At 68.3% G+C, this 19,573-nt stretch carries 12 protein-coding genes; 5 read left to right on the forward strand and 7 right to left on the reverse strand.

Annotation, left to right across the window (positions count from 1 at the left end):
* Window positions 1–495 precede the first annotated feature (495 nt).
* Window positions 496–6,309: an AAA domain-containing protein gene (locus NQ038_RS13385; RefSeq protein ID WP_257062788.1), complete on the forward strand. Its 5,814-nt coding sequence runs from the start codon at window positions 496–498 to the stop codon at window positions 6,307–6,309.
* A gap of 145 nt (window positions 6,310–6,454) precedes the next feature.
* Here NQ038_RS13385 and NQ038_RS13390 read toward each other — a convergent pair whose 3' ends face one another.
* The gene (locus NQ038_RS13390; protein WP_257062790.1) at window positions 6,455–7,288 is read right to left on the reverse strand and encodes a GntR family transcriptional regulator; all 834 of its coding nucleotides are present in this window, start codon (window positions 7,286–7,288) and stop codon (window positions 6,455–6,457) included.
* A gap of 194 nt (window positions 7,289–7,482) precedes the next feature.
* Here NQ038_RS13390 and NQ038_RS13395 point away from each other — a divergent pair, with 194 nt between their 5' ends.
* A complete protein-coding gene (locus NQ038_RS13395; RefSeq protein ID WP_257062791.1) occupies window positions 7,483–8,505 on the forward strand; it encodes a 1-aminocyclopropane-1-carboxylate deaminase in 1,023 nt (340 codons plus the stop codon).
* A gap of 86 nt (window positions 8,506–8,591) precedes the next feature.
* Here NQ038_RS13395 and NQ038_RS13400 read toward each other — a convergent pair whose 3' ends face one another.
* Together NQ038_RS13400 and NQ038_RS13405 are read right to left on the reverse strand one after the other, a co-directional pair.
* Window positions 8,592–9,422 carry a DDE-type integrase/transposase/recombinase gene (locus NQ038_RS13400; RefSeq protein ID WP_257062792.1) on the reverse strand — a complete coding sequence of 277 codons (831 nt, stop codon included), beginning with the start codon at window positions 9,420–9,422 and terminating at the stop codon, window positions 8,592–8,594.
* A 158-nt stretch (window positions 9,423–9,580) separates the two neighbouring features.
* Window positions 9,581–10,012, reverse strand: a complete 432-nt coding sequence (locus NQ038_RS13405) for a hypothetical protein (protein ID WP_257050025.1) — start codon at window positions 10,010–10,012, stop codon at window positions 9,581–9,583.
* Window positions 10,013–10,237: 225 nt separating this feature from the next.
* Between NQ038_RS13405 and NQ038_RS13410 the strand changes: the two genes are divergently transcribed.
* Window positions 10,238–11,431: a TetR/AcrR family transcriptional regulator gene (locus NQ038_RS13410; RefSeq protein WP_257062794.1), complete on the forward strand. Its 1,194-nt coding sequence runs from the start codon at window positions 10,238–10,240 to the stop codon at window positions 11,429–11,431.
* A gap of 141 nt (window positions 11,432–11,572) precedes the next feature.
* On the opposite strand, the gene NQ038_RS13415 is transcribed toward NQ038_RS13410, so the two are convergent.
* Entirely contained in the window at window positions 11,573–13,063 is a 1,491-nt protein-coding gene (locus NQ038_RS13415) for an MFS transporter (protein ID WP_257062796.1), read from the reverse strand.
* Window positions 13,060–13,743 (reverse strand): GntR family transcriptional regulator, encoded by a 684-nt coding sequence (locus tag NQ038_RS13420; RefSeq protein ID WP_257062797.1) that lies wholly within the window; start codon window positions 13,741–13,743, stop codon window positions 13,060–13,062. The genes NQ038_RS13415 and NQ038_RS13420 overlap by 4 nt, the downstream gene beginning before the upstream one ends.
* A 108-nt stretch (window positions 13,744–13,851) precedes the next feature.
* Here NQ038_RS13420 and NQ038_RS13425 point away from each other — a divergent pair, with 108 nt between their 5' ends.
* Together NQ038_RS13425 and NQ038_RS13430 are read left to right on the forward strand one after the other, a co-directional pair.
* A complete protein-coding gene (locus tag NQ038_RS13425; RefSeq protein ID WP_257062799.1) occupies window positions 13,852–14,580 on the forward strand; it encodes a sulfite exporter TauE/SafE family protein in 729 nt (242 codons plus the stop codon).
* A 121-nt stretch (window positions 14,581–14,701) separates the two neighbouring features.
* Window positions 14,702–15,394, forward strand: a complete 693-nt coding sequence (locus NQ038_RS13430) for a DedA family protein (RefSeq protein WP_257062800.1) — start codon at window positions 14,702–14,704, stop codon at window positions 15,392–15,394.
* Window positions 15,395–15,400: 6 nt separating this feature from the next.
* Here the strand turns inward: NQ038_RS13430 and NQ038_RS13435 are convergent, their stop codons facing one another.
* Window positions 15,401–17,401, reverse strand: coding sequence for an ABC transporter ATP-binding protein (locus NQ038_RS13435; RefSeq protein ID WP_257062801.1), 2,001 nt, complete (start codon window positions 17,399–17,401; stop codon window positions 15,401–15,403).
* Entirely contained in the window at window positions 17,398–19,407 is a 2,010-nt protein-coding gene (locus NQ038_RS13440; protein WP_306428016.1) for an ABC transporter ATP-binding protein, read from the reverse strand. Before NQ038_RS13440 ends, NQ038_RS13435 begins: the two co-directional genes overlap by 4 nt.
* Between the last annotated feature and the right edge of the window lie 166 nt (window positions 19,408–19,573).

Genomic DNA, 19,573 nt, shown 5'->3' on the forward strand with positions numbered 1-19,573 from the left:
CTTTGAAGGTGATCTTTCTGCTGGGTGATGAAGAACCTTAGACAAGTCCTATTCTCCCAGGTCAAAGGGTCACCTTCACCCATTCATCCACCCAGCGGACAACCCACACCATGAAACAACCAGGCTAAGGCCCGATCTTCTGACAGAGAAGGACGGCCCGATCTTGGAATTCGGTATGCAAGCGCTGCATGGTAAGAAGTTGTCGAACCTGCCCAGATCGAAGAGCCTGCGTCCCAGCTCTGATCGACTCCAAGCCAAATTCGATCTATTTACCAGAGGTAGCAAGATCGGTTAGCTTCTGCCCACCCCGCCCATGAGCGGCCGTAGCGTTTGCTCCCTCATAGGCCGGTTCGGCTGAGGGCCTGATGCACGGGCCCCAGACGGCAAGGTCGAACTGGTCTCGCAGCATGCCGAGCACCTTCCTGTTTCAGGGTCGTGTCAGTACCGTGAAGTACCCTGGAAATCGCAGTCGTTGTAGTCGATTCAGGGAGTGACGTGCGCGATTCGAACAGTGTGGTGCTCGGCCTGACCATGGCGGTCGGCCCGGTGCTGGGCGATGCCATTCTGCAGTCTTCGGTCGCGGACGTCGATGAATCATTCTGGCTTGCCGCGCTGCAGGCGGCCGATTCCGGTACCGGACCGAATGCGGGACCATCGTCCCAGGCCAGACAGCCTGCTGCGAACCGTCCGCGCAGCTTCTGGAATATGCGGGACCAGCTCGAGGCGATCGCCGCGCACGGGCGCTATCTGCACCGTGGCGAGAACCCGTTGATGCGCGACTGGGCGAATGAACTGTCCGCACTCATCGACCAGGCGGACTCCGACGTCGAAATGCGCTCCGGCGATGTGGACCGCTTCCTCGAAACCCTGCAGCTCCTCCTGGAATCCCTGGGCTCCAGCCTGCCGGAGGGCCTCATGGGCTCGTCCACCGGCGCAACTGCTCAGCCGGCCCCGTCGGCGCAGTCCGGTGCAGCCGAATCCGGTGCGGCCGAGCCAGGTGCGGCCTCGGCGGCGGAAGCAGTGCCGGGCGCTGCCCCGCACCGGTCGTTGACCCTGGAAGTGGGTGGGCTGCGCGCGAACATCGAACTCGCCGCCGCCTACACCCGCCGGCTGACGGGCATGGGCGTGGGCCCCATCCGCGCCCTGTCCATTACCAACACCGCCGAACCGGACCAGGCCGGTCCCTCGGCGCTCGCGGCCTGCCAGATCATCGGCACCTCGGGCACGGTCGAATGGACCGCCCCCCGGGTCGAGGTCGCACCGGGGGAGACCGTCGCACTGACCCCCGCGGAACTCGCATGGGTGCCGGTCCTGCCGGGCGCGGCGTCCACGGGCTCCGACGACCTGCACGCGGAATTCGATATGTCGGTGGGTGGGCGCTCGCGTGCGGCCGACATCGCCGTTCCCCTGCTCACAGACGATGAATGGCGCTCCGATCTGCCGCCGGAACTCCTCGTCGACTTCATCCCGTTCTCCTCACCCCGGGTGGCCAGGATGGCGCGCGCCGTGGAATCCGTGGTCAACGCGCTCGATGAACCGGAGGACGCCGACTACGCGGGCGCGGTCAATACGGAACTCAACCGTGTGCTGGGCACCTCTGTGGGCGATGCCCGGACCCCGGATGGCGGCCAGCGGCTGCGCCATGTCACGCACCTGTTCACCGGTACCAACGGCGCTGACCATGCGAACGGCGCTGGTGGTGCCGCGGGTCAGGACATCCGGGTCACCGGCATGGAACGCGCGCTCATCGCGGCGGCCGTGTTGGAACTGCTGGGCTGCTCGGCGGTGTTCGTGATGACGCCCGACGGGGTGCGCTGTGGATTGGGCAATCCGGAGACCTCGCCCTTCGATGCGCGCACACTCAGCCGCGGCGCCTTCTCCGCCGACATCAGTGGAGTCGAGCCGGTGGGCGGATCGCGTGCCGCCTTCGAATCCGACGCTCTCTACATCGTGCGCGTCGCGGATCTGCTGGACCGGGCCACCGCCAACAGTTCGGCCGGCGACTCTGCGCTGGGCGAGGGGACGACGCGTCCACCCATTCTGTCGCGCTGGCTGAAGGAACTCCTGCAGCTGGACAATCGCAATCCACTGCTGCGCATGGCCAAGACTGCTGGTGCGCGGATTGTGGTGCCCGAGGACCGGCTGGCCCTGTTCGAGGACGCCTTCTCCTCCGGAGAGCGCTTCGACTTGGCACCCCTGAGCAAGCGGGTCAGCGCGGCGGCGAACACCCAGGAGGCGAACCCCGCCCCGCAGCCCGTTGCGAAACCCGGGCGACCGGTGATCCGGCCGGCGGTCTCCGACAGGGCGGGCGCCTCGGCCACGGGGAATCGGGTCCCGTCGGCATCGGTTCCCGCGGCTCCGTCGGTCCCTCCCACGGTGGGCCCCGCCGAGGACGCCTTCACGGCGGCGCTGGACGCACACCAGTTGCAGGTCGAGCCGCTGCGCGATAACTACCGCAAGCTCCTGACCAACCTGCAGGCGCAATCGGAGAAGTCCCGGGAGGAATCGGGCAAGACCACTCTGCACCTGGTGGTGGGCGCCGTGACCTGGCAGGACGATGCCGGGGACGAATCGACTTCGCCCCTGTTCGTCGCGCCGGCCAATCTGACCGGATCCGCCGATACCGGCTTCGCCCTGGCGCTGGAACCCGGCTATGCCCTGGAGCCCAATTTCACCCTGCACGAGAAGCTGCGGCAGGTCACGGGGGAGGAGATTCCGTCACTGCTGGAACCCGTGCGGGACGCCTCCGGCATCGACGTCGATGCGACATTCGAACGAGTCTCCCAAGAGTTGAGCGCGGCTGGGATCCGGCATCGGATTCTGCGTCACACCCGGCTCCTGCCCCTGGATTTCGCGACCCAGGTGCTGTGGTCCGATCTGCGCGACAACTGGGCGACCCTGCTGGACAAGCCGGTCGCGGACCAGCTGACCCGTCGATTCGGCACGCCGTTCGCGGACCCTGCCGGGGACCGCGCGCTGACCCCCGCCGACGAAGTCACCACCACCCTGGTGCAGCCGGCCGACGGCAGCCAGCTGCGGGCGATCGCCTATGCGGGTGCGGGCAAGTCCTTCGTGCTCGAGGGCCCTCCCGGCACCGGCAAGTCCCAGACGATCACGAATATGATCGCCGATGGTCTGGCGCGCGGTCGTCGGATCCTGTTCGTCGCGGAGAAGCGCGCGGCGCTGGACGTGGTCTTCGGGCGGCTCAAGGACGCCGGCCTGGGACATGCGGTGCTGGATCTGCACGACGCCAAGCAGAGTCTGCGCGACGCGCGGGGGCAATTGCGCGAGGCGCTCGACCGGTTGCCCTCAGGTGGTACGGCTGCCGCTGCGGCGGGGGAAATGGGCGCCACCGGTATGCCCGGTGCTGTCGCCGGCACAGCTACTGCCACCGGCGCAGCGACCTCGGCTCCGGTTACCGGAACCGACCGGCTGCGGGCCGCGCTGCATGCCTCGACGGATCTGTTGCGCGCCTATCCGAACGACGTGTTTCACGTGAAACACGGGCAGGACTCCCGGGGTGAGCCCCAGTATCTGTGGGACCTGTTCAGGGTGCAGCTGGAGCGCGAATCCGAATTCGACATGACAGGCGGGTGGCAGCCGGCCGAAGTTCCCGCTGCCGCGGATCTGAGCTCAGAACAGGCGGAGCACGCAGCCGATGTGGCCAAGCGGTTGCGTCGGGCCCGTCGGCACGCCGACTCGAGCCAGGACGATGCGACCACGCTGGCCAAGCTCGATGCGCAGGCCGACGCTCTGGCCGGCCTGGGGCTTTCGGATGCGGCGCAGGAGGTGCGCGCGGGAAGGTCCGCCGACCAACTGGCGGAGGCGATCCTCCTGGCCAATTCCCGCGCCGCGCTCGACCGTGCCCTTGCCGAGCTGGAGGACCCCGCCGCATTCACGGGTCGTCCCGCCGCGGTGCGTCGCTATATCGAGCAGGCGCGCGCCCTGATCCTGGCGCATCGTGCGACCCCGCCCGGCGCGCTGGGTGATCCGCAGCGGGCCCTTGATATCGACGATGCCTTCCGCGCATACGTGCGGGGCACGTCCTCCGGCTCCGTGCGCACCCTGTTCGAGGAATACGGAGAGCAGGTCCTCGCCGCCACCCCGTGTGTGCTCATGAGTCCTCTGGGCGTTGCCAAGCACCTGCCCGCCGGGTCCATCGAATTCGACACGGTGATCTTCGACGAGGCCTCGCAGATCAGGCCCGCCACCGCCATGAGCGCCCTGGGCAGGGCACGTTCGGCGGTGATCGTGGGCGACCGGAAGCAGATGCCACCCCCCACCGAATTCACCGGTCGCGTCGATGGCGGGGATGCAGGGGATACCCTGGCGATTCCCCAGGGTCGCCTGGAATCGCTGCTGACCCTGGCGGGCAAGGCGGGCTTCGAACACCTGAGCCTCGACTGGCACTACCGCAGTTCCAATGAGCAGCTCATCGCGTTCTCGAACCGCCGGTACTACAACGGCAAGCTCATCACCTTCCCCAACCCGCCTGCGGTGGCAGGGGAGGGGGCCGCGGATGGTGCGGGGACCTCGGCGTCGGATGTGCCGGGTGCGGGTGCTGCGGACCCGAGTGCTTCGGACCGGGCGGGTGCGCCGGGTGCGGGTGCGCTGCCGATCGGTTATACCTTCGTGCGCGGTGTGCAGGAGCGCAAGCCCGGCTACTCGGCGAAGGTCAACGAGGCGGAACGGGATGCGGTGGTCGAACGGATCGCCGGTCTGCTGGCCGAACAGCCGGACAAGTCGATCATGGTCGTCACGTTCAACTCGGCACAGCAGGACTACATCGCCGCGGCCCTGGCGGAGTCGAAGGACGACGGAATCGTCGCCGCGATGAACCGGGACGTGGAGCCGCTGACGGTCAAGAACGTCGAAACCGTCCAGGGCGACGAACGCGATATCGTACTGTTCTCCATGACGTACGCGCCGGATGCCGAAACCGGTCAGCGGTCGAACAACTTCGGGCCGGTGGCCCGCCCGGGTGGCGAGCTGCGCTTCAACGTGGCCATCACCAGGGCCCGTGAACAGGTGCAGATCTTCGCCTCGATGCACGCCGCCGACATCACCATCGGCAAGTCGACCAGGCCCGGGGTGCGCGATATGAAGGCATACCTGGCGATGGCGGAGGAGGGCGTGCTGCCCCGCGTCGAGGCAGCACCCCAGGGCGACGACATCTTCCGCGATCGAGTGGCCGAACAACTGCGCGCCCGCGGCTTCGAGGTCGAGGTGGGCGTTGGCGAGTCCGAGTTCGCCGTTGACCTGGCCGTGCGCGAGGCCGCCGACAGTGTGCCGGGTACGGCCAGTGTCGCTGGTGGCGCGGACGGTGCTGGTGCCGAGAGCGCGGCTCCGTGGTCGGCCGTCCTGTTGGACTCGCCGCTGTGGGCCGGCCGTGCGACAGTCTGGGACCGTGACGGCCTGCCCGTGACGATGCTCGAGGACCGTATGCACTGGCACCGCGTCGCCCGCCTGCTGTCCGCGGACTGGGCCCTGGATCCCGGTGCCGCTCTCGACCGCCTGATCGCGCAGTTGCGTGAAACGGATGCCGAAGCCGGGACCGCCGGTACGTATGACGAGGCCGGTGCTGCTGTTGATGTGGTGGGTGAGGCCGATGGTGTGACCGCTGCAGCACCTGCCACCGATGCGACTACTGCCGACGTGGCTGCTGCTGGTGCAAACACTGTCAGTGCAGGCACCGCCGACGCAGCCGCCGGTCCGACCGCCGCCGGTCCGACCGCGGGCATTGTGGAGGAACAGTACGTTGAGGCCCCCGTCCGCGCGGTTGACGACAAGACCCTGCTGGATCGCGTGGAGCATTCCGAGGAGGCGCGTGAGCGGGTGCGTGGGCACATCGCGGACATCCTCGCGCTCGAGGCTCCCATTGAGAAGACCGAACTGCTCCGGCGGGTAGCTCTGTGCATGTCCCATAAGCGGCTGCGCGATCGTATCGCCGCGCAGATCGCCCCGCTGGTATCGCAGCGCACCCTGGCCGAAGACGATGGGCGGGAGTTCGTCTGGTCCGATGAGCAGGACCCGGAGGCCTACAACGTCTACCGTGTGCCGGGCCCGGGCCAGGCGGCGCGGAACCTGCAGGACATGAGCCAGCGGGAACTGGGCAATGCCATCGTGGCCGCTTTGAGGCAAGACGGCGCCGCGACCGGGGCCGACCTGCTGGCCGAGGTGGTGGAGATGTTCGGCGGTCGGCGCACCTCGAAGCCGGCACAGGACGCCTTCAACAGGGCCATCAGCCTGGCCGAGCGGTCCGGCCGCATCACCCGTACCGCCGAGGCCGACGGCTTCACGCTGGCCTGAGCGCAGTCGGGGCCCGGCGAACACCACCGGGCCCCATGAACACCACGTGAGCGCGGGAACTACCTGCAATAGCAGGTAGTTCCCGCGCTCACGTGGTGTTCATGCGCTTGTCGGGAGTCTGCGGGCTCGTCAGGAGTTCTGGTGTTTAGTCCCGTGGCGCGATCGTCAGCCAATTCTCGCGGGTCAGGCGCGCCGCCTTCTCGTACTTCCCCTTCTTCAGGGCGTGCAGGATCTTCGCGTGCTTATCCGGCGAGTCCATTCCGGTCATCGAACCGAAGTGTAGATACTCGGACCTGCGCAGGGCCGCGGTGACGTCTTCGAGCTGTTCGGCGATGAGCAGATTGCCGCACGCCCGTACGGGCACCATGTGGAATTCCTCGTCGGCGGCGATCGCGGCCTCGGCATCGCCTGCCTCGATCGCCAGTTTCAAGCTGGCGTTGGCCGACTTCATCCACCGCAGTTCGGTCTTGCCCAGTGGGCGGAAGCCCTGCGGCGCTGCGGAGTCCTTCGCGTCCTCGGCCCCGGCGGACGAACCCTCGGCATCCGAATCCTCAGCGTCCTCGGCCCGGGGCGAGGACGGCCCGCCGCCGATCACGGCCGCGGTCTCGGCTGCGTACACATCGGGTTCGCACAGGGTGATCGCCAGGGCGTGCAGTTCCGCCGCGATCTGCTGGGCCCAGCGAACCCGATGTGGGTCCTCGGCCGCGACGATCGTCGCCTTGCCCGGAGTCGCGACGACCAGGCCCGCCCTGGCCAGCCGCAGGATCGCCTCGCGGATGGGTGTGCGGCTGGTGCCGAAGCGCTTGCTCAGCAGGGAATCGCGCAGCCGCGTGCCCGGTGCCAGCTCGCCCCGGACGATCGCATCGCGCAGCTCCCGGTAGACGGTGTCGCGCAGCAGCGCGCGGGCCGGCGGCATCGCACCGTCGGTCGCCTCGCCCCCGGTTCGCGAGGCCTGCGCCCGGACGCGGGTATCGGTCATGTGCTCTCTCCTCGACTTGTGTATATTGCGTCGTTTATGTTGTGTACGGCACATTCGATGCTACATTGCAGGTACTCGATATATCGCACATCCCGACACGTAATGCCACAGAGGATCCGCCGGATGGGCACCGAATCCTCGGGCGCCGTCACTCGGATGCGGTCCTCTACACGCCGCCACACGCGAGGAGCCCCATGTCCATTCACGATTTCGAACGCTACGACCTGACCTTCGGCCCCAGCCCCATCCACCGCCTGCCCCGCCTGAGCGAACACCTGGGCGGTGCGCAGATCTGGGCCAAGCGCGAGGACTGCAACTCCGGCTTGGCATTCGGCGGCAATAAGACCCGCAAGCTCGAGTACATCGTGCCCGATATTCTGGCCAGCGGCGCCGACACCCTGGTGTCGATCGGCGGCTACCAGTCCAACCACACCCGCCAGGTCGCCGCGCTCGCCGCCCACCTGGGGTTGAAGGCCCGTCTGGTGCAGGAGCGCTGGGTCGACTGGGATGACCCCGGCAATGACCGGGTGGGCAATATCGAGCTGTCGCGCATTATGGGCGCCGACGTCCGCCTGGACCCCGACGACGGCTTCGACATCGGCATTCGCTCCAGCTGGGAGGACGCCATGGCCGAGGTCGAGGCCGCCGGCGGCAAGCCCTATCCGATCCCGGCCGGGGCCTCCGAACACAGGCTGGGCGGATTGGGATTCGCCAACTGGGCTTACGAGGTCGCAGCTCAGGAACAGCAGTCGGGCGTCTTCTTCGACACGATCGTCGTGTGCACGGTGACCGGTTCGACGCAGGCGGGCATGATCGCGGGCTTCGCTGCACTCCAGGACGCGGGGGCGAGGCCGCGCAAGATCATCGGGATCGACGGTTCGGCGACTCTGGAGAAGACGATCGATCAGGTAACCCGGATCGCGAACAACACCGCCGAGCTGATCGGCCTGGGCCGTGCCATCCGGTCGGACGAGGTGACGATTCTGCCCGGGTGGGAGGGACCCGCCTACGGCATCCCGGACGATTCGACGGTCGCCGCGATCAAGCGCCTGGCCCGGCTCGAGGGGGTCATCACCGATCCCGTGTACGAGGGCAAGTCGATGGCCGGGCTGATGGACCTGGTGTCCGACGGGCGGATCGGGGCGGACTCGAATGTGCTCTATGCGCACTTGGGTGGCCAGATTGCGTTGAGCGCCTATCCCGGCATCTTCGACTGAGGCGGTGTGGGCGGTCGGGTCCGCCCAACATCACATGCGCAAACCTGCAACGCCGCTCTGTGTCAAGCTGTGTGGAGTCACTCGGGCTAGTTTCTGACTGCTTCGTGCTCCGGCAGGTTGATACCCACGACGTGGGGCGGCTTCGGAGTCACCGGACGTGACTTGAAGCGTCCCCGGTGTCTCCGGTAGTACTCCTGCAACGCCTGATCCCGGTCATGCCAGCACCGCTGCCATGACCCATCGAACACACTCTCCGGGGTGAACAACGCGATACCGGAATGCCGATGCACAGTGTTGTACCACTGCACGTATCCATCCACATACGCACGAGCGTCCCCCACGGTCTCGAAGATCCGCGGGTACCCGGGCCGATACTTCATCGTCTTGAACGCCGCTTCGGAGAACGGATTGTCATTCGACACATACGGTCGGTTGAACGACGACTCCACCCTGTACCCGGCAAGCAACTCCCGTAATCGGTTCGACGTCATCGCCGACCCGTTATCAGCATGCACGACCTCCGGTGCCCCATACATTCCGATCGCCTCGGTGAACATCTCCACAGCCACCTGGTCGGACTCACACTCCTCGACCCTGTGTCCCACGACCTTCCGCGAGAACACGTCAATGACCTTGTAGGCCTTGAAACGTTTACCCACCCACGGTGAGTACAGGTCCGTAATGTCCCACGACCATGCCTGCCCCGGACGGGTGGCCACGACCTGCGGAGCTTCCCGCCGGCAGCGTTTCTGCTTCGCCCGCGGGAGAACAGGCCGCACCGACTGATCCTCGATCTGCGCAGCGATCCGCCACCACGATCGCCGTGAAGCGAGCATCACCCCGTCATCCCACATCGCAGCAAACGCGTGATCGACCGAATGACCTGCTTCCCACGATGTACGGATACGCTCCTGCACCCGCCGCCTGTCTGCCTCACCGATCCGCGAAGCGTACGCCCGATCCGTTTGATGAACAGGGTCAGCCACTGCGGGCCGGGGCCTGTGCCGGTAGTGCCACGTCGACCGGGACACCCCGGTCATGTCCAGTGCTTTCCGTTGGGAGCCCAGAATCGTTGTCAGTCCGGTGACGAGTTCGTTCTCCGTCCGGATGAATCCTTCGGCTCGTCCGTCCGGGCGGGTTCGGGCTCTTGCGCGTTCCACTGATGCAAGAGCCCGATAGCTTTTCCCAACGCGTCGTTCGCTCCCTCGAGCTGCTCGATACGAGCGTGGAGGCGTTGGATTTCAGCGGACTGCTCGGCTTCCTTCTTCGCCCGTGCCCGCTCGTAGGCGGTACGTCCGTAACTATGTGCAACCATCACACTATGATCCCTGGGTGCGAGTCCCCGGTCCAGATCCCCAGCGTACAAAGCGATCCGCCATCGTCGGAGTTTGTCACGGCTAAACGGTTTGTCCTTGACCCACTGGCCTTTCGAACCATAGGGCTGACGCTCGTACTCGCGAACGAACTCACGGACCTCTTCGACGGTGAATCCCACAACGCTGACCATGCGAGATCACTCTCCTTTGCTTGATCGTGACTGACTCACAACCAGCTTGGCAAAGAGGGCGCATACGTATATACGCGTATGCGTTGCAGGTTTGCGTATGTCATACGGAAGCGCCCACGACAAGGACGTCCGGACCGGTGCTGAGCCGTGGGGGTGCCGGGCGTGACCCCTCGGACAATTTCAGATACAGGTTGACATCCGAACATCGTTGGATATGCTTGGGTGATGCCCACACGGAAGGAACAACAGGCCCAGACCCGGCGCCGACTCATCAATGCGGCCATGGAACTCTTCGCCCGTGACGGAGTCGGAGCCACATCGCTCAACGCAGTGGCCGAACACGCGGGCTTCAGCCGCGGCGCCGTGCACGGGAACTTCGCCGCGAAGGAGGAACTGGCCGCTGCCGTGCGCCAGGAGATCACAGAACTGTTGGAGCCGGTGGCGTACGAGGTCCGGATGGCCGGACCCGGCACCCCGGGCGATCGCCTGCGGACGTGCATCCGGGCATTCCTCCGGTTCGCGGCCCTGCATCCGGACGTGATCGCGGCGCGTGCTGCGGTGAACGAGTACCTGGTGCGCGCGAGTTGCTCGGCGGGCGCTGACCCGGCCTCGGCCGATGTGTCCGCTGTGCAGGATCCGGTCGCGGTATCGCTCATCGAGCTGTTCGACGAATCCGCCCCCGGAGGCTCAGGGCCTGGTGACCCCGCATGTGGAGGCGCCACCCCCGGAGGCCCCGAAGGTCCTGGTTTGGGAGGCTTCGCTTCCGGAGACCCGAGGGCAGTGGATCCGGGGCCCGGGCCGGCCGGCGTGACCAGGGCGGTGGCAGTTGCTGCGGCGCTTGACGCGACGGCCTCCCGCTTCCTCCCCGGGCATCCTCTGCCGCTGCGCCGGTCCGAGTTCCGGCGGGCGGCAGATGATCTAGCGGCGCTCTTCGCATGGGCGGGGAGCCCGACATCTCCTGCAAACCCGGCGAAGACCGTGAACTCAGCGAAGACCGCGAACCCCGCGACCGCACGGACCTCCGGGGCCGCGACGGACCCTGCGGCCGCACCAGACGACGATGAAAGGCACACGAAGATGAAACGCACGTACCGCATGACCGTCCGCGGTCGTTTTACCGATCTGACGGAGCAGCAGCGGCAGCAGCTGCGCGCCGAGCAGGACGATCACGATATGTTGATCGCGCAGTTCACACCGGAGGGGATGTTCATGTACCCGCCCGACCTGGGTGGATACCAGTTCCGTTATCTGCTGGTCGTCGACGAGGACAACCCCGCCGACGCCGATGTAGCCGCCCAGTTGGAGGCCGAGGAACGCGCGGCCTCTGACATCGTGGCCCACGGCCTGGCCGGCCGGATCGTCAAGACCGATCTGACCTGCGTCGAGGACGTCAAGGTCCGCAAGAGCGCTCGGCCGTAGGGCGGATCAACGCATCACCCGGCGCCTGAACGCAACGCAAGCGCAGATTCACATTGTGTGCAGATATACCCGCACACAATGTGAATCTGCGCTTGCAATGCCGGAGTCCTGGCCGGAGTCCTGGCCGGGGACTGCGCCGGCTCAGGCCGCTCCGGCCTCGCCCACAGTGGGGTTCGGCGCTTCGGATACGCTCGCTTCACCCTGCGCGCCGGCCCCGGTCGCTCCACCATCCTGCAGGAACTTCGCATCGGCGGGGATGCGGGCGCCGGGCAGATGCCGCCGCCAGGCGCAGGCGACGATCACCAGGCAGATGACCGCCAGCACCAGGCCGCCGAAGAACATCTGCGGATAGCCCAGCCAGGTGTGTGCCCAGGCCAGCACCATGGGGACGAAGAATCCCATATAGGTCAGCGCGTAGAACACCGCGTTGAGGCCGGCCAGATCGTCGGGCCCGGCGATCCTCTGGACTTCGGAGAGCCCTGCGACCAGGGTCAGGCCGTAGCCCATCCCCAAGACGACAGCAGCCACCAGGCCCAGGGCCAGGCTCAACGTCGCCGCGGCGGGAATCGCCAGGGCAAGGCCCGCGGCCACACAGCACATGCCGATCACGGTGGCCCGCGCCGAACGCCGCGTGTCGATGACGGGGCCCAGGGACTGGATGCCCACGCCGAAGCCCAGCGTGACGACGGTGATGAGGCCGGCGAAGGCGATCGGGTAGTTCCCGGCCGAGTCCGACAGCAGTCCGGGCAGCACCGCGTAGGCGCTCGCTGCGGTACCGAAGACCCAGGGGGCGGCGGGCAGGACGACCAGGAGGAAGCGCTTGTGCTTCATCTTCGGAACCTTGAGGTCCTGCCATAGCGACTTCCGAGCGGGTGCATCGGCGCAGGCTGCACCCCCCTGTGCTCCGACGTTCCCCGCTGCTGCCCCCGCAACGCCGGCGCGGCGGGTCTCCGGGACGCTCAGCAGCCACAGTCCGGTGACGACGGTGATGACCATGTGCAGGATGTAGGGAAGATGCTGGGGCAGGGGCGCGAACTGGGCCAGCATCGCTGCCACGCCGGCCCCGGCCAGGAAGCCCAGGGTCAGCGACATGGACGCGCGCTTGGCACCGGCGGCCGCACCTGCTCCTGCGGCATCGGACAGCTCCTTGATCCAGGTCGAGCCGATCGCCATCACCAGTCCCAGGGCGATCCCGCAGAAGATGCGGCCGATGATCATACCGATTTCGCTATCGGGGGTCAGGGCGATGATGAGCGAGCCGATGAGGGCGGCGGGTGCGGCGGGCAGCAGCAGTGGACGGCGGCCGTGGCGGTCGGACAGCGGCCCTCCGATCAGCATGGCGGGCACGATACCGAACACGTAGGCGGCCAGCATTCCGTCGACCGCGACGGGGGAGAACTCCCCGGAATTGCGGTACATGACCAGCAGCGGGGTGAACTCATTGCCACCCCAGGCCACCGCGAACATGGTCGCGGCCACCGCCAGCCAGGACGAGGTCTTGACGCCGGGGCCGGCGGGTGCCTTGGCACGTGGTGCCCCGGTTCCCGTCTGGGCGTCGGTTCCGCTGTTCACCGGTTCCCCGGGTGTCGTCTGTCGAGGCGTGGTCCCCGGCTTCGCCGCTTCCGCGGTCATTTGAATTCCTTCCGCACCATATCGAAGTGTTCGCGCAGTTCCTGCGCGTATGCGCGGGCGTCTCCGGCGGCCAGATGGTCGGCCAGACGTTCGTGCGAGTCAATGAAGGCCTCGGCGGTTTCGGGCCGGCCGTGTAGGGAGCCGGCGGTCACCCGCTGTTGGCGGTCGCGCAGCAGGTGCGCGAAGTTCGCCAGGATCGTATTTCCCCCGGCCGAGGTGATGGCCAGGTGAAATTCCGCGTCCACCGCCGTGTACTCGGCGACATCGCCGCCGTGGTGGGCCTCGCGCTGCCGGCTGATGAGTTCGTGCAGTTCGTCGATCAGGCGGGTGCGCTGGGCCTGGGGGAGTTCGGCGATGCGCCCGGCGGCGTGGGTCTCGATGAGGTGGCGGGCGTCGAGGATCTCCTCGGCCTCGCCGGGTGCCACGGGCACGACCAATGCGCCGCGCTTGGGATAGAGCGCCAGGAAGCCCTCGGTCTCCAGGCGCAGGAAGGCCTCGCGCACGGGGGTGCGGCTGATTCCCAGATCCTCCGCGACCTCGCCCTCGCTGGTCATCGTGCCGCCGCCCAGGCGTCCTGACAGGATGTCGGCCTTGACGGATCGGTAGGCGCGCTCCGTGGCCGAGATCGAGGTCCGTCCCGTGTTCGACCCTGCTGCGGCGGGCCTCCTCGAATCATTCATAAATACATCTTGTATCTATGTTGGCCGTAATTCAAGATCCCGGGTCGAAATGTGAGACGCCAGACGTCTTGTGCGACGGTTCGGCGCACAGGCGGATACCGTGGGAAAGTGACCACTACCTTCATCCTCATGCTGTGCGCCGTCCTGGTCGGGTCCGTCATCCAGCGCGCCACCGGAGTCGGCTTCGCACTCATCAGCGCGCCCTTCATCATCCTGCATCTAGGGCCCCTGGACGGAGTCGTGACGACCAGCGTGCTGGGCGGGCTGTCCTCCCTGCTGATCTACGCCGGCCACATCAGACACGTCGAATACCGCAAGACCATCCCCCTGACCCTGGCCGCGATCGTCGGGATCATCCCCGGTGCGCTGATGATGCACTTCCTGCCCGCCCCGCCCATGCAGATCGCCTCGGGATCGCTGATGGTCGTGGCCCTGGTCATCAGCCTGTTCGGATCGCGGATGTCCTGGCTGGACTCCGGCGGCGGGCGGGTCGGCGCGGGCCTGTTGGGCGGGCTGATGCAGTCGGTGGGCGGTGTGGGCGGGCCCGCGGTCATCGCCTACGCCAACGCCTCACGCTGGGAACACCGGAAGTTCGCCACCAGCGTGCAGTTCTACTTCGTCGTCACCGGCGTGGCGGCCGTGGCCATGCTGTGGCGCTGGCCTGCCATGACCCTGCTCGAATGGGCCGAGGCCCTGGTCGCACTGGCCCTCGGCACTTTGCTGGGCAATTACCTGGCCCGCTATATGGGGCCAAGGCTGGGGCGGACCGTGAGCATGATCCTGGCCTTCTGCGGGGCGATCATGGTCATCGTCAACGGGGCCAGGGCTCTGGGCTGAGCGGGCTGGTTGCGGGTGCCCCTGAGAACGGGTCCAGACACATCCGCGACAATGTAATGCGTTGATCCCGATGTGTGCCTCTGCCGGCGCGCGTCGATACCGATGAGTGAGGAACCTTCGCATGTTCGACGTCCTTAGCGCCCTGCCCCAGGCGGCCGACTCCCTCCAGGGTGCGTCCATCGAGGCCTCCAGCCTGCTCGATCCCGGGCCCCTGCTGGAAGCCGCGGGACCGTGGATGCTGGGCGTCGTCGCGCTCATCGTCTTCATCGAGTCGGGCGTGCTCTTCCCGTTCCTGCCAGGGGACTCCCTGCTGTTCGTCGCGGGCATGCTGGCACCCAGTATGGGCATCCACATCTGGGCCGTCATCGTCACTGCCTGGATCGCAGCCTTCCTGGGCGACCAGGTGGGCTACCTGCTGGGCCGCAGGTTCGGCCGCCGCTTCTTCAAACCGGATGCCCGGGTACTGAGCACCGTGCGCCTGCAGGCCGCCGAGGACTTCTTCGCCCGTCACGGCGGCAAATCCCTGATCCTGGCCAGGTTCGTCCCCCTGGTGCGCACCTTCACCCCGCTGGCGGTGGGGATCGCCGCCTATCCGTATAAGCGTTTCGTGGGCTGGAACGTGGCCGGTGCTATCGGCTGGGGCGCGCTGCTGCCGCTGGCCGGGCACTTCCTGGGCTCGATCGCCATCATCCGCGATCATGTGGACATCTGGGCGATCCTCATCGTGATCGTCAGTGTTCTGCCCGTCGTCATCCCATGGCTGATCGGCCGCATCAAGCGCGCCCGCGGCGAGCGGAACCGCGAGGTCCTCTGAGTCGGCTCAGCCCCTGGCCGCCAGGCGGTTGAACGCCGATTCGGGCATCGCCCGCAGCGCGCCCGCCGTTCCGCGTTCGAGGACCCGGCCGGCATCGAGGACCACCACGGGTGCCGCATCCGGCACCAGGTCGGTGCGGTGCGTGATCTCCAGAACCGTGAACCGCCCGGTGGGTCCGGCTGTGGCACTGGGCCCCGACCCCGCCGCGGTGCGCAGCGCAGCGCGCACCCGCTCGGCGCCGGCGGCGTCCAACTGGCTCAGGGCCTCGTCGAGGACGAGCACCTCGGGCCCGGCGACCAGCGCGCGGGCCAGCGCCAGGCGCTGCAACTGGCCCCCGGACAGGGCTCTGCCGCGGCCCTTGACGGGGATGTCAAGACCGGCCTCGAGCCCATCGGCCCAGGTGTCCAAATCCGCGATGCGCAGTGCCAGGCGGAGTTCGTCATCGCCGGCCTCCGGCGCACCCAGGCGCAGATTGTCGGCCAGGGTCCCGGTGACCAGCGCGGGGGACTGGGGGACCAGGGCCACCCGGCGGCGCAGCTCGTCGAGCGTCAGCCCGCGGATGTCGGTGCCGGCCAGGCGGACCGAGCCGGACTGCGGATCCCAGCCGCGCAGCAGCAGATCCGCCGATGTCGACTTGCCCGATCCCGACACCCCCAGCAGGTAGGTCCAGGACCCGGGAGCGACGGTGAAGGAGACGCCGGCCAGCGCCGCAGGGTCCTCGGGCGCGTACCGGAAGGTCACCCGGTCGAAGGCCACGGCGGGGGTTGTGGCGCGCTCCGGAGAGTGGTCGGATACCGTCGTGGTTCGGCCGGAATCGGCGGATTCCCCCGGTGCCTCGGCGCCGCCACGCGGCCGGGCGCCCGGTGAACTCTGCGGCACGGTGCTCGGTGAGTCGCGCACTGCGGGCGCGGCCTCGCATACGGTGTAGACGCGGGTGGCTGCGGCGAAGGACTCGTCCAGGCCATCGACGAAGTCGGCGATTCCCCGAGTGGGCGCCCACAGGCCGATCGCCACCGCCAGCGCCAGGGCGAGCGGGCCGATGGAGCCGCTCCCGGCCACCCCGCCGGCTGCTTCGCCCGAGGTCTCCGGCACCAGCGCCGCGCACACCACCAGCGCCACGATCTGGCCGAGCTCCAGCAACCGGATGATCCCGGCCCGGATCGCGCCGGACCTGCCGGCGCGGGCCCGCTGTCGCACGAGGGCGGCGTCGGCGGAGTCCAGGCCCGCCAGGCGGGCCCCGTCGGCCTCGTAGGCCAGGGCCTCGCGCAGGCCGCCCAGGTCATCGCCCAGATGAGCCGTGACCCGGCCGCGACCGGCTGCGATCCGGCGGGCCGAGGCCCATGAGGATCCGCCCGAGCCCAGCGAGACCAGCAGGATCGCCACGGTGAACACCGCGAGTACCCCGGCCAGGGGCCAGGCCACCGCACCGCCCAGCCAGAGCAGTGCGATGGTGGGCACGACGAAGGCGGTGACCGCCGGTGGGAAGGTGTGGGCGAAGAACACCTCGATCCGGTCGATATCGCGGGTCGCCCGACCTGTGAGTTCCGCGGCGCCGCGGCCCGTGGTGGCGGCCGGGGCCTGCGGGACCAGGCGGGCGAAGAACAGTTCGCGCAGTCGTTGGAGGGCGGTGAACGCGACCCAGTGGCCGGCATAGTGCTCCAGATAGCGCAGGAAGGCCTTGAGCAGCGCAATGCAGACGAGCACCGCGACGATGACGCCCAGGTGCAGCTCCGCCGGCGCGCTCGAGGCCCCGGTCCGGATCTGGGTTCCGGCGGCGACCGCGCGCTGCAGGGCGTACACGGCGGTGACCCACAGCGCGATGCCGGCCAGTTGATCGCCGATCCGCGCGAGCACCGAGATGCCCAGGATCGGCACCAGCCGGCGTGTATGGGAGACCAGCCAGCGGGTCAGGAACATCCGGCTGGGGTGCTGTGCAGTAACCGCGGGTCGCGAGGACGGCGCCCCGGCGCCGCCCGCAAGTGCGGCATCGTCCGTCTGGGCTCTCATATGCGGGTCTCCTGTCCGTCGGTGGACTCCGTGGTCGTGTCGGCGTGTGTGGAATCGGTCGCGTCGACCAGATCAGCCGGCCCGGCCGAGGTTCCGGCCTGGATGTCGCGGATGTCGATGACGCGGTCGGCGGCCCGGATCGCAGCGGGCCGGTGCGCGATCATGAGCACGGTGCGCCCTGCGACCAGGCGGTCCAGGGCATCGAGCACCTGTGCCTCGGCGGCCAGCCCGACCTGGGAGGTCGGCTCGTCGAGCACGAGGATTCCGCTCGCGCCGGGTACGGCCTGCCGCAGAGCCGCGCGCGCGATCGCCAGACGCTGCGCCTGTCCGCCAGACAGGGACTGTCCACGCGCGCCAACGGGTTCGTCCAGGCCGCGCGGCATGGCGCGGACCTCGGCGGCCAGGCCGACGGTGTCCAGCGCGGTCCACAGGGCGTCCTCGGGTGCGCCCGGCCGGGCCAGGCGCAGGTTGTCCGCAATGGACCCCTCGAACAGATAGGGAGCCTGTTCGACGACGGTCAGCCGGGCTCGGATGTCCGCGGGATCGGTGGTCCGGGTGTCCGCGCCCGCGATGAGCACCCGCCCGGACTCCGGGGTGAGCTGGGCCTGCAACAGGGCGCTGATCGTGGACTTGCCCGCCCCGCTGGGACCCACCAGGGCGACCTGCTCGCCGGGTTCGATGCGCAGGTTCGCGTGCGCGATCACTGGCCGGCCGGTCTTCCAGCCGCCGGTCACATCGCGCAGTTCGAGGGCGGCTGGGGCCACCTCAACGGCTACGGAGCCGGTCTCCGCTGCGGTGGCGCCGGAGCCGCTGTGGCTGAAGCTGTTGTCCCCGGCCTCGGCCACCTCGGCCTGCCGGCCCTGCGCACCGCTTCGGGCAGCGGCCCCGGCCGGCGCATCCGGGGCCAGATGGTTCGCGATCTGCCGCTGGGAGGCGCGCCCGGCGATTCCGATGTAGAAGAACTGGCCGATGATGTCGACGGGCCCGATGACCAGCACGGTCAGCAGCACGATCGCCACGGCCTGTCCCGGGTCGATCTGCCCGCCGGCCAGGCGCGCGGCGGCCAGCGCGGTCGCCGCGACCGTGATGCTCAGGCTGAATGCGGCGTCGACGACGAAGATGAGCAGCTGATTGCCCGCCAGCAGTTTCATAATGGACCGGCGGTGGGATTCCCCGGCCGCGGCCAGGTCGGCGGCAGTGCGGTCCGCTGCGCGCGCGTAGACCAGGGTGCCCAGATTCTCCACGGCCTCCAGGAACGCTGCGGTCAGCCGGCCCTGTGACCTGCGGTAATTCGCGCCGATCGGCTTGACCAGACGTTGGAATCCGCCCACGGCCAAAGGCACCAGGATGATCAGCAGGACCAGCCAGCCGGCGGCCACCGGGTCGACGAAGACCGCCATGAGGGCCAGGACCAGCAGTGGGGTGCTCATCGCACCCAGCATGGGGCCCAGGAAGCCCGCGCGGTAGTTCGCGGTCTTCTCTACCGCATGCGTGGACAGGGATAGCAACTCGCCGGCCCTGGCCGAGGCCGCCACTGGGCCGCGTTGGAAGACGCGGCCCAGGATCGCCTGGCGCAGTTTGCGTTCCGTCTGCGCGCCGGCCCAGGCCGAATACCATTCTCCGGCGGTCACCGCCGCCGCGGCGAGGACCGTCAGGATGATGAGGGCGGTCAGGGTTCCCGGCCGCACGGTGCCGGCCTGATCGATCGCAGTGCCCACCTGCCAGAACAGCAGCGCGGTCGCCGCGCTGGCCAGCCACGCCAGGCCCGCCGAGATCCACAGGTTCCCGCGCGGAACGGCACCCTTGACCGTGGCGAGCCCCGCCGGGTCGGCCTTGCCGCCGGGACGCCCTCCCGGGTGGCCGGGGTTCCCGCTGTGCGGGCGCTCACCCGCCCCACCGCCCGGGCTGGCATTACCCGGATGCCCGCCGCCCTGGCGCTGGGCCTTCGGTTGGCCGGCCGGGCCGTGCGGGGTGCCGCCTGGGCCGGAATGGTGCTGGGAGGGCATGGGGCCTCGCGCTCCGATCTACCGTTGTACTGAGGTGGTCCTTATCCAAGGGTAGTCGGAGGCTCGGACACGGGCGGCCGGGGCAGCGGATTCCCGCGAACCCCACGCATCGAGTCGTACGATATATGAGGAAAGACGCAGGGAAGCGCCCTGCCGCAGGAGGCCG

Source organism: Brevibacterium sp. 50QC2O2 (genome assembly GCF_024580675.1).
Lineage (GTDB): Bacteria > Actinomycetota > Actinomycetes > Actinomycetales > Brevibacteriaceae > Brevibacterium > Brevibacterium moorei.

Coding starts and splice junctions, on each gene's coding strand:
- NQ038_RS13415 (WP_257062796.1), bottom strand. CDS start 13,063: ATGACCGCGGAAGCGGCGAAGCCGGGGACCACGCCTCGACAGACGACA.
- NQ038_RS13420 (WP_257062797.1), bottom strand. CDS start 13,743: ATGAATGATTCGAGGAGGCCCGCCGCAGCAGGGTCGAACACGGGACGG.
- NQ038_RS13395 (WP_257062791.1), top strand. CDS start 7,483: ATGTCCATTCACGATTTCGAACGCTACGACCTGACCTTCGGCCCCAGC.
- NQ038_RS13435 (WP_257062801.1), bottom strand. CDS start 17,401: ATGAGAGCCCAGACGGACGATGCCGCACTTGCGGGCGGCGCCGGGGCG.
- NQ038_RS13440 (WP_306428016.1), bottom strand. CDS start 19,407: ATGCCCTCCCAGCACCATTCCGGCCCAGGCGGCACCCCGCACGGCCCG.
- NQ038_RS13390 (WP_257062790.1), bottom strand. CDS start 7,288: ATGACCGATACCCGCGTCCGGGCGCAGGCCTCGCGAACCGGGGGCGAG.
- NQ038_RS13410 (WP_257062794.1), top strand. CDS start 10,238: ATGCCCACACGGAAGGAACAACAGGCCCAGACCCGGCGCCGACTCATC.
- NQ038_RS13430 (WP_257062800.1), top strand. CDS start 14,702: ATGTTCGACGTCCTTAGCGCCCTGCCCCAGGCGGCCGACTCCCTCCAG.
- NQ038_RS13405 (WP_257050025.1), bottom strand. CDS start 10,012: ATGGTCAGCGTTGTGGGATTCACCGTCGAAGAGGTCCGTGAGTTCGTT.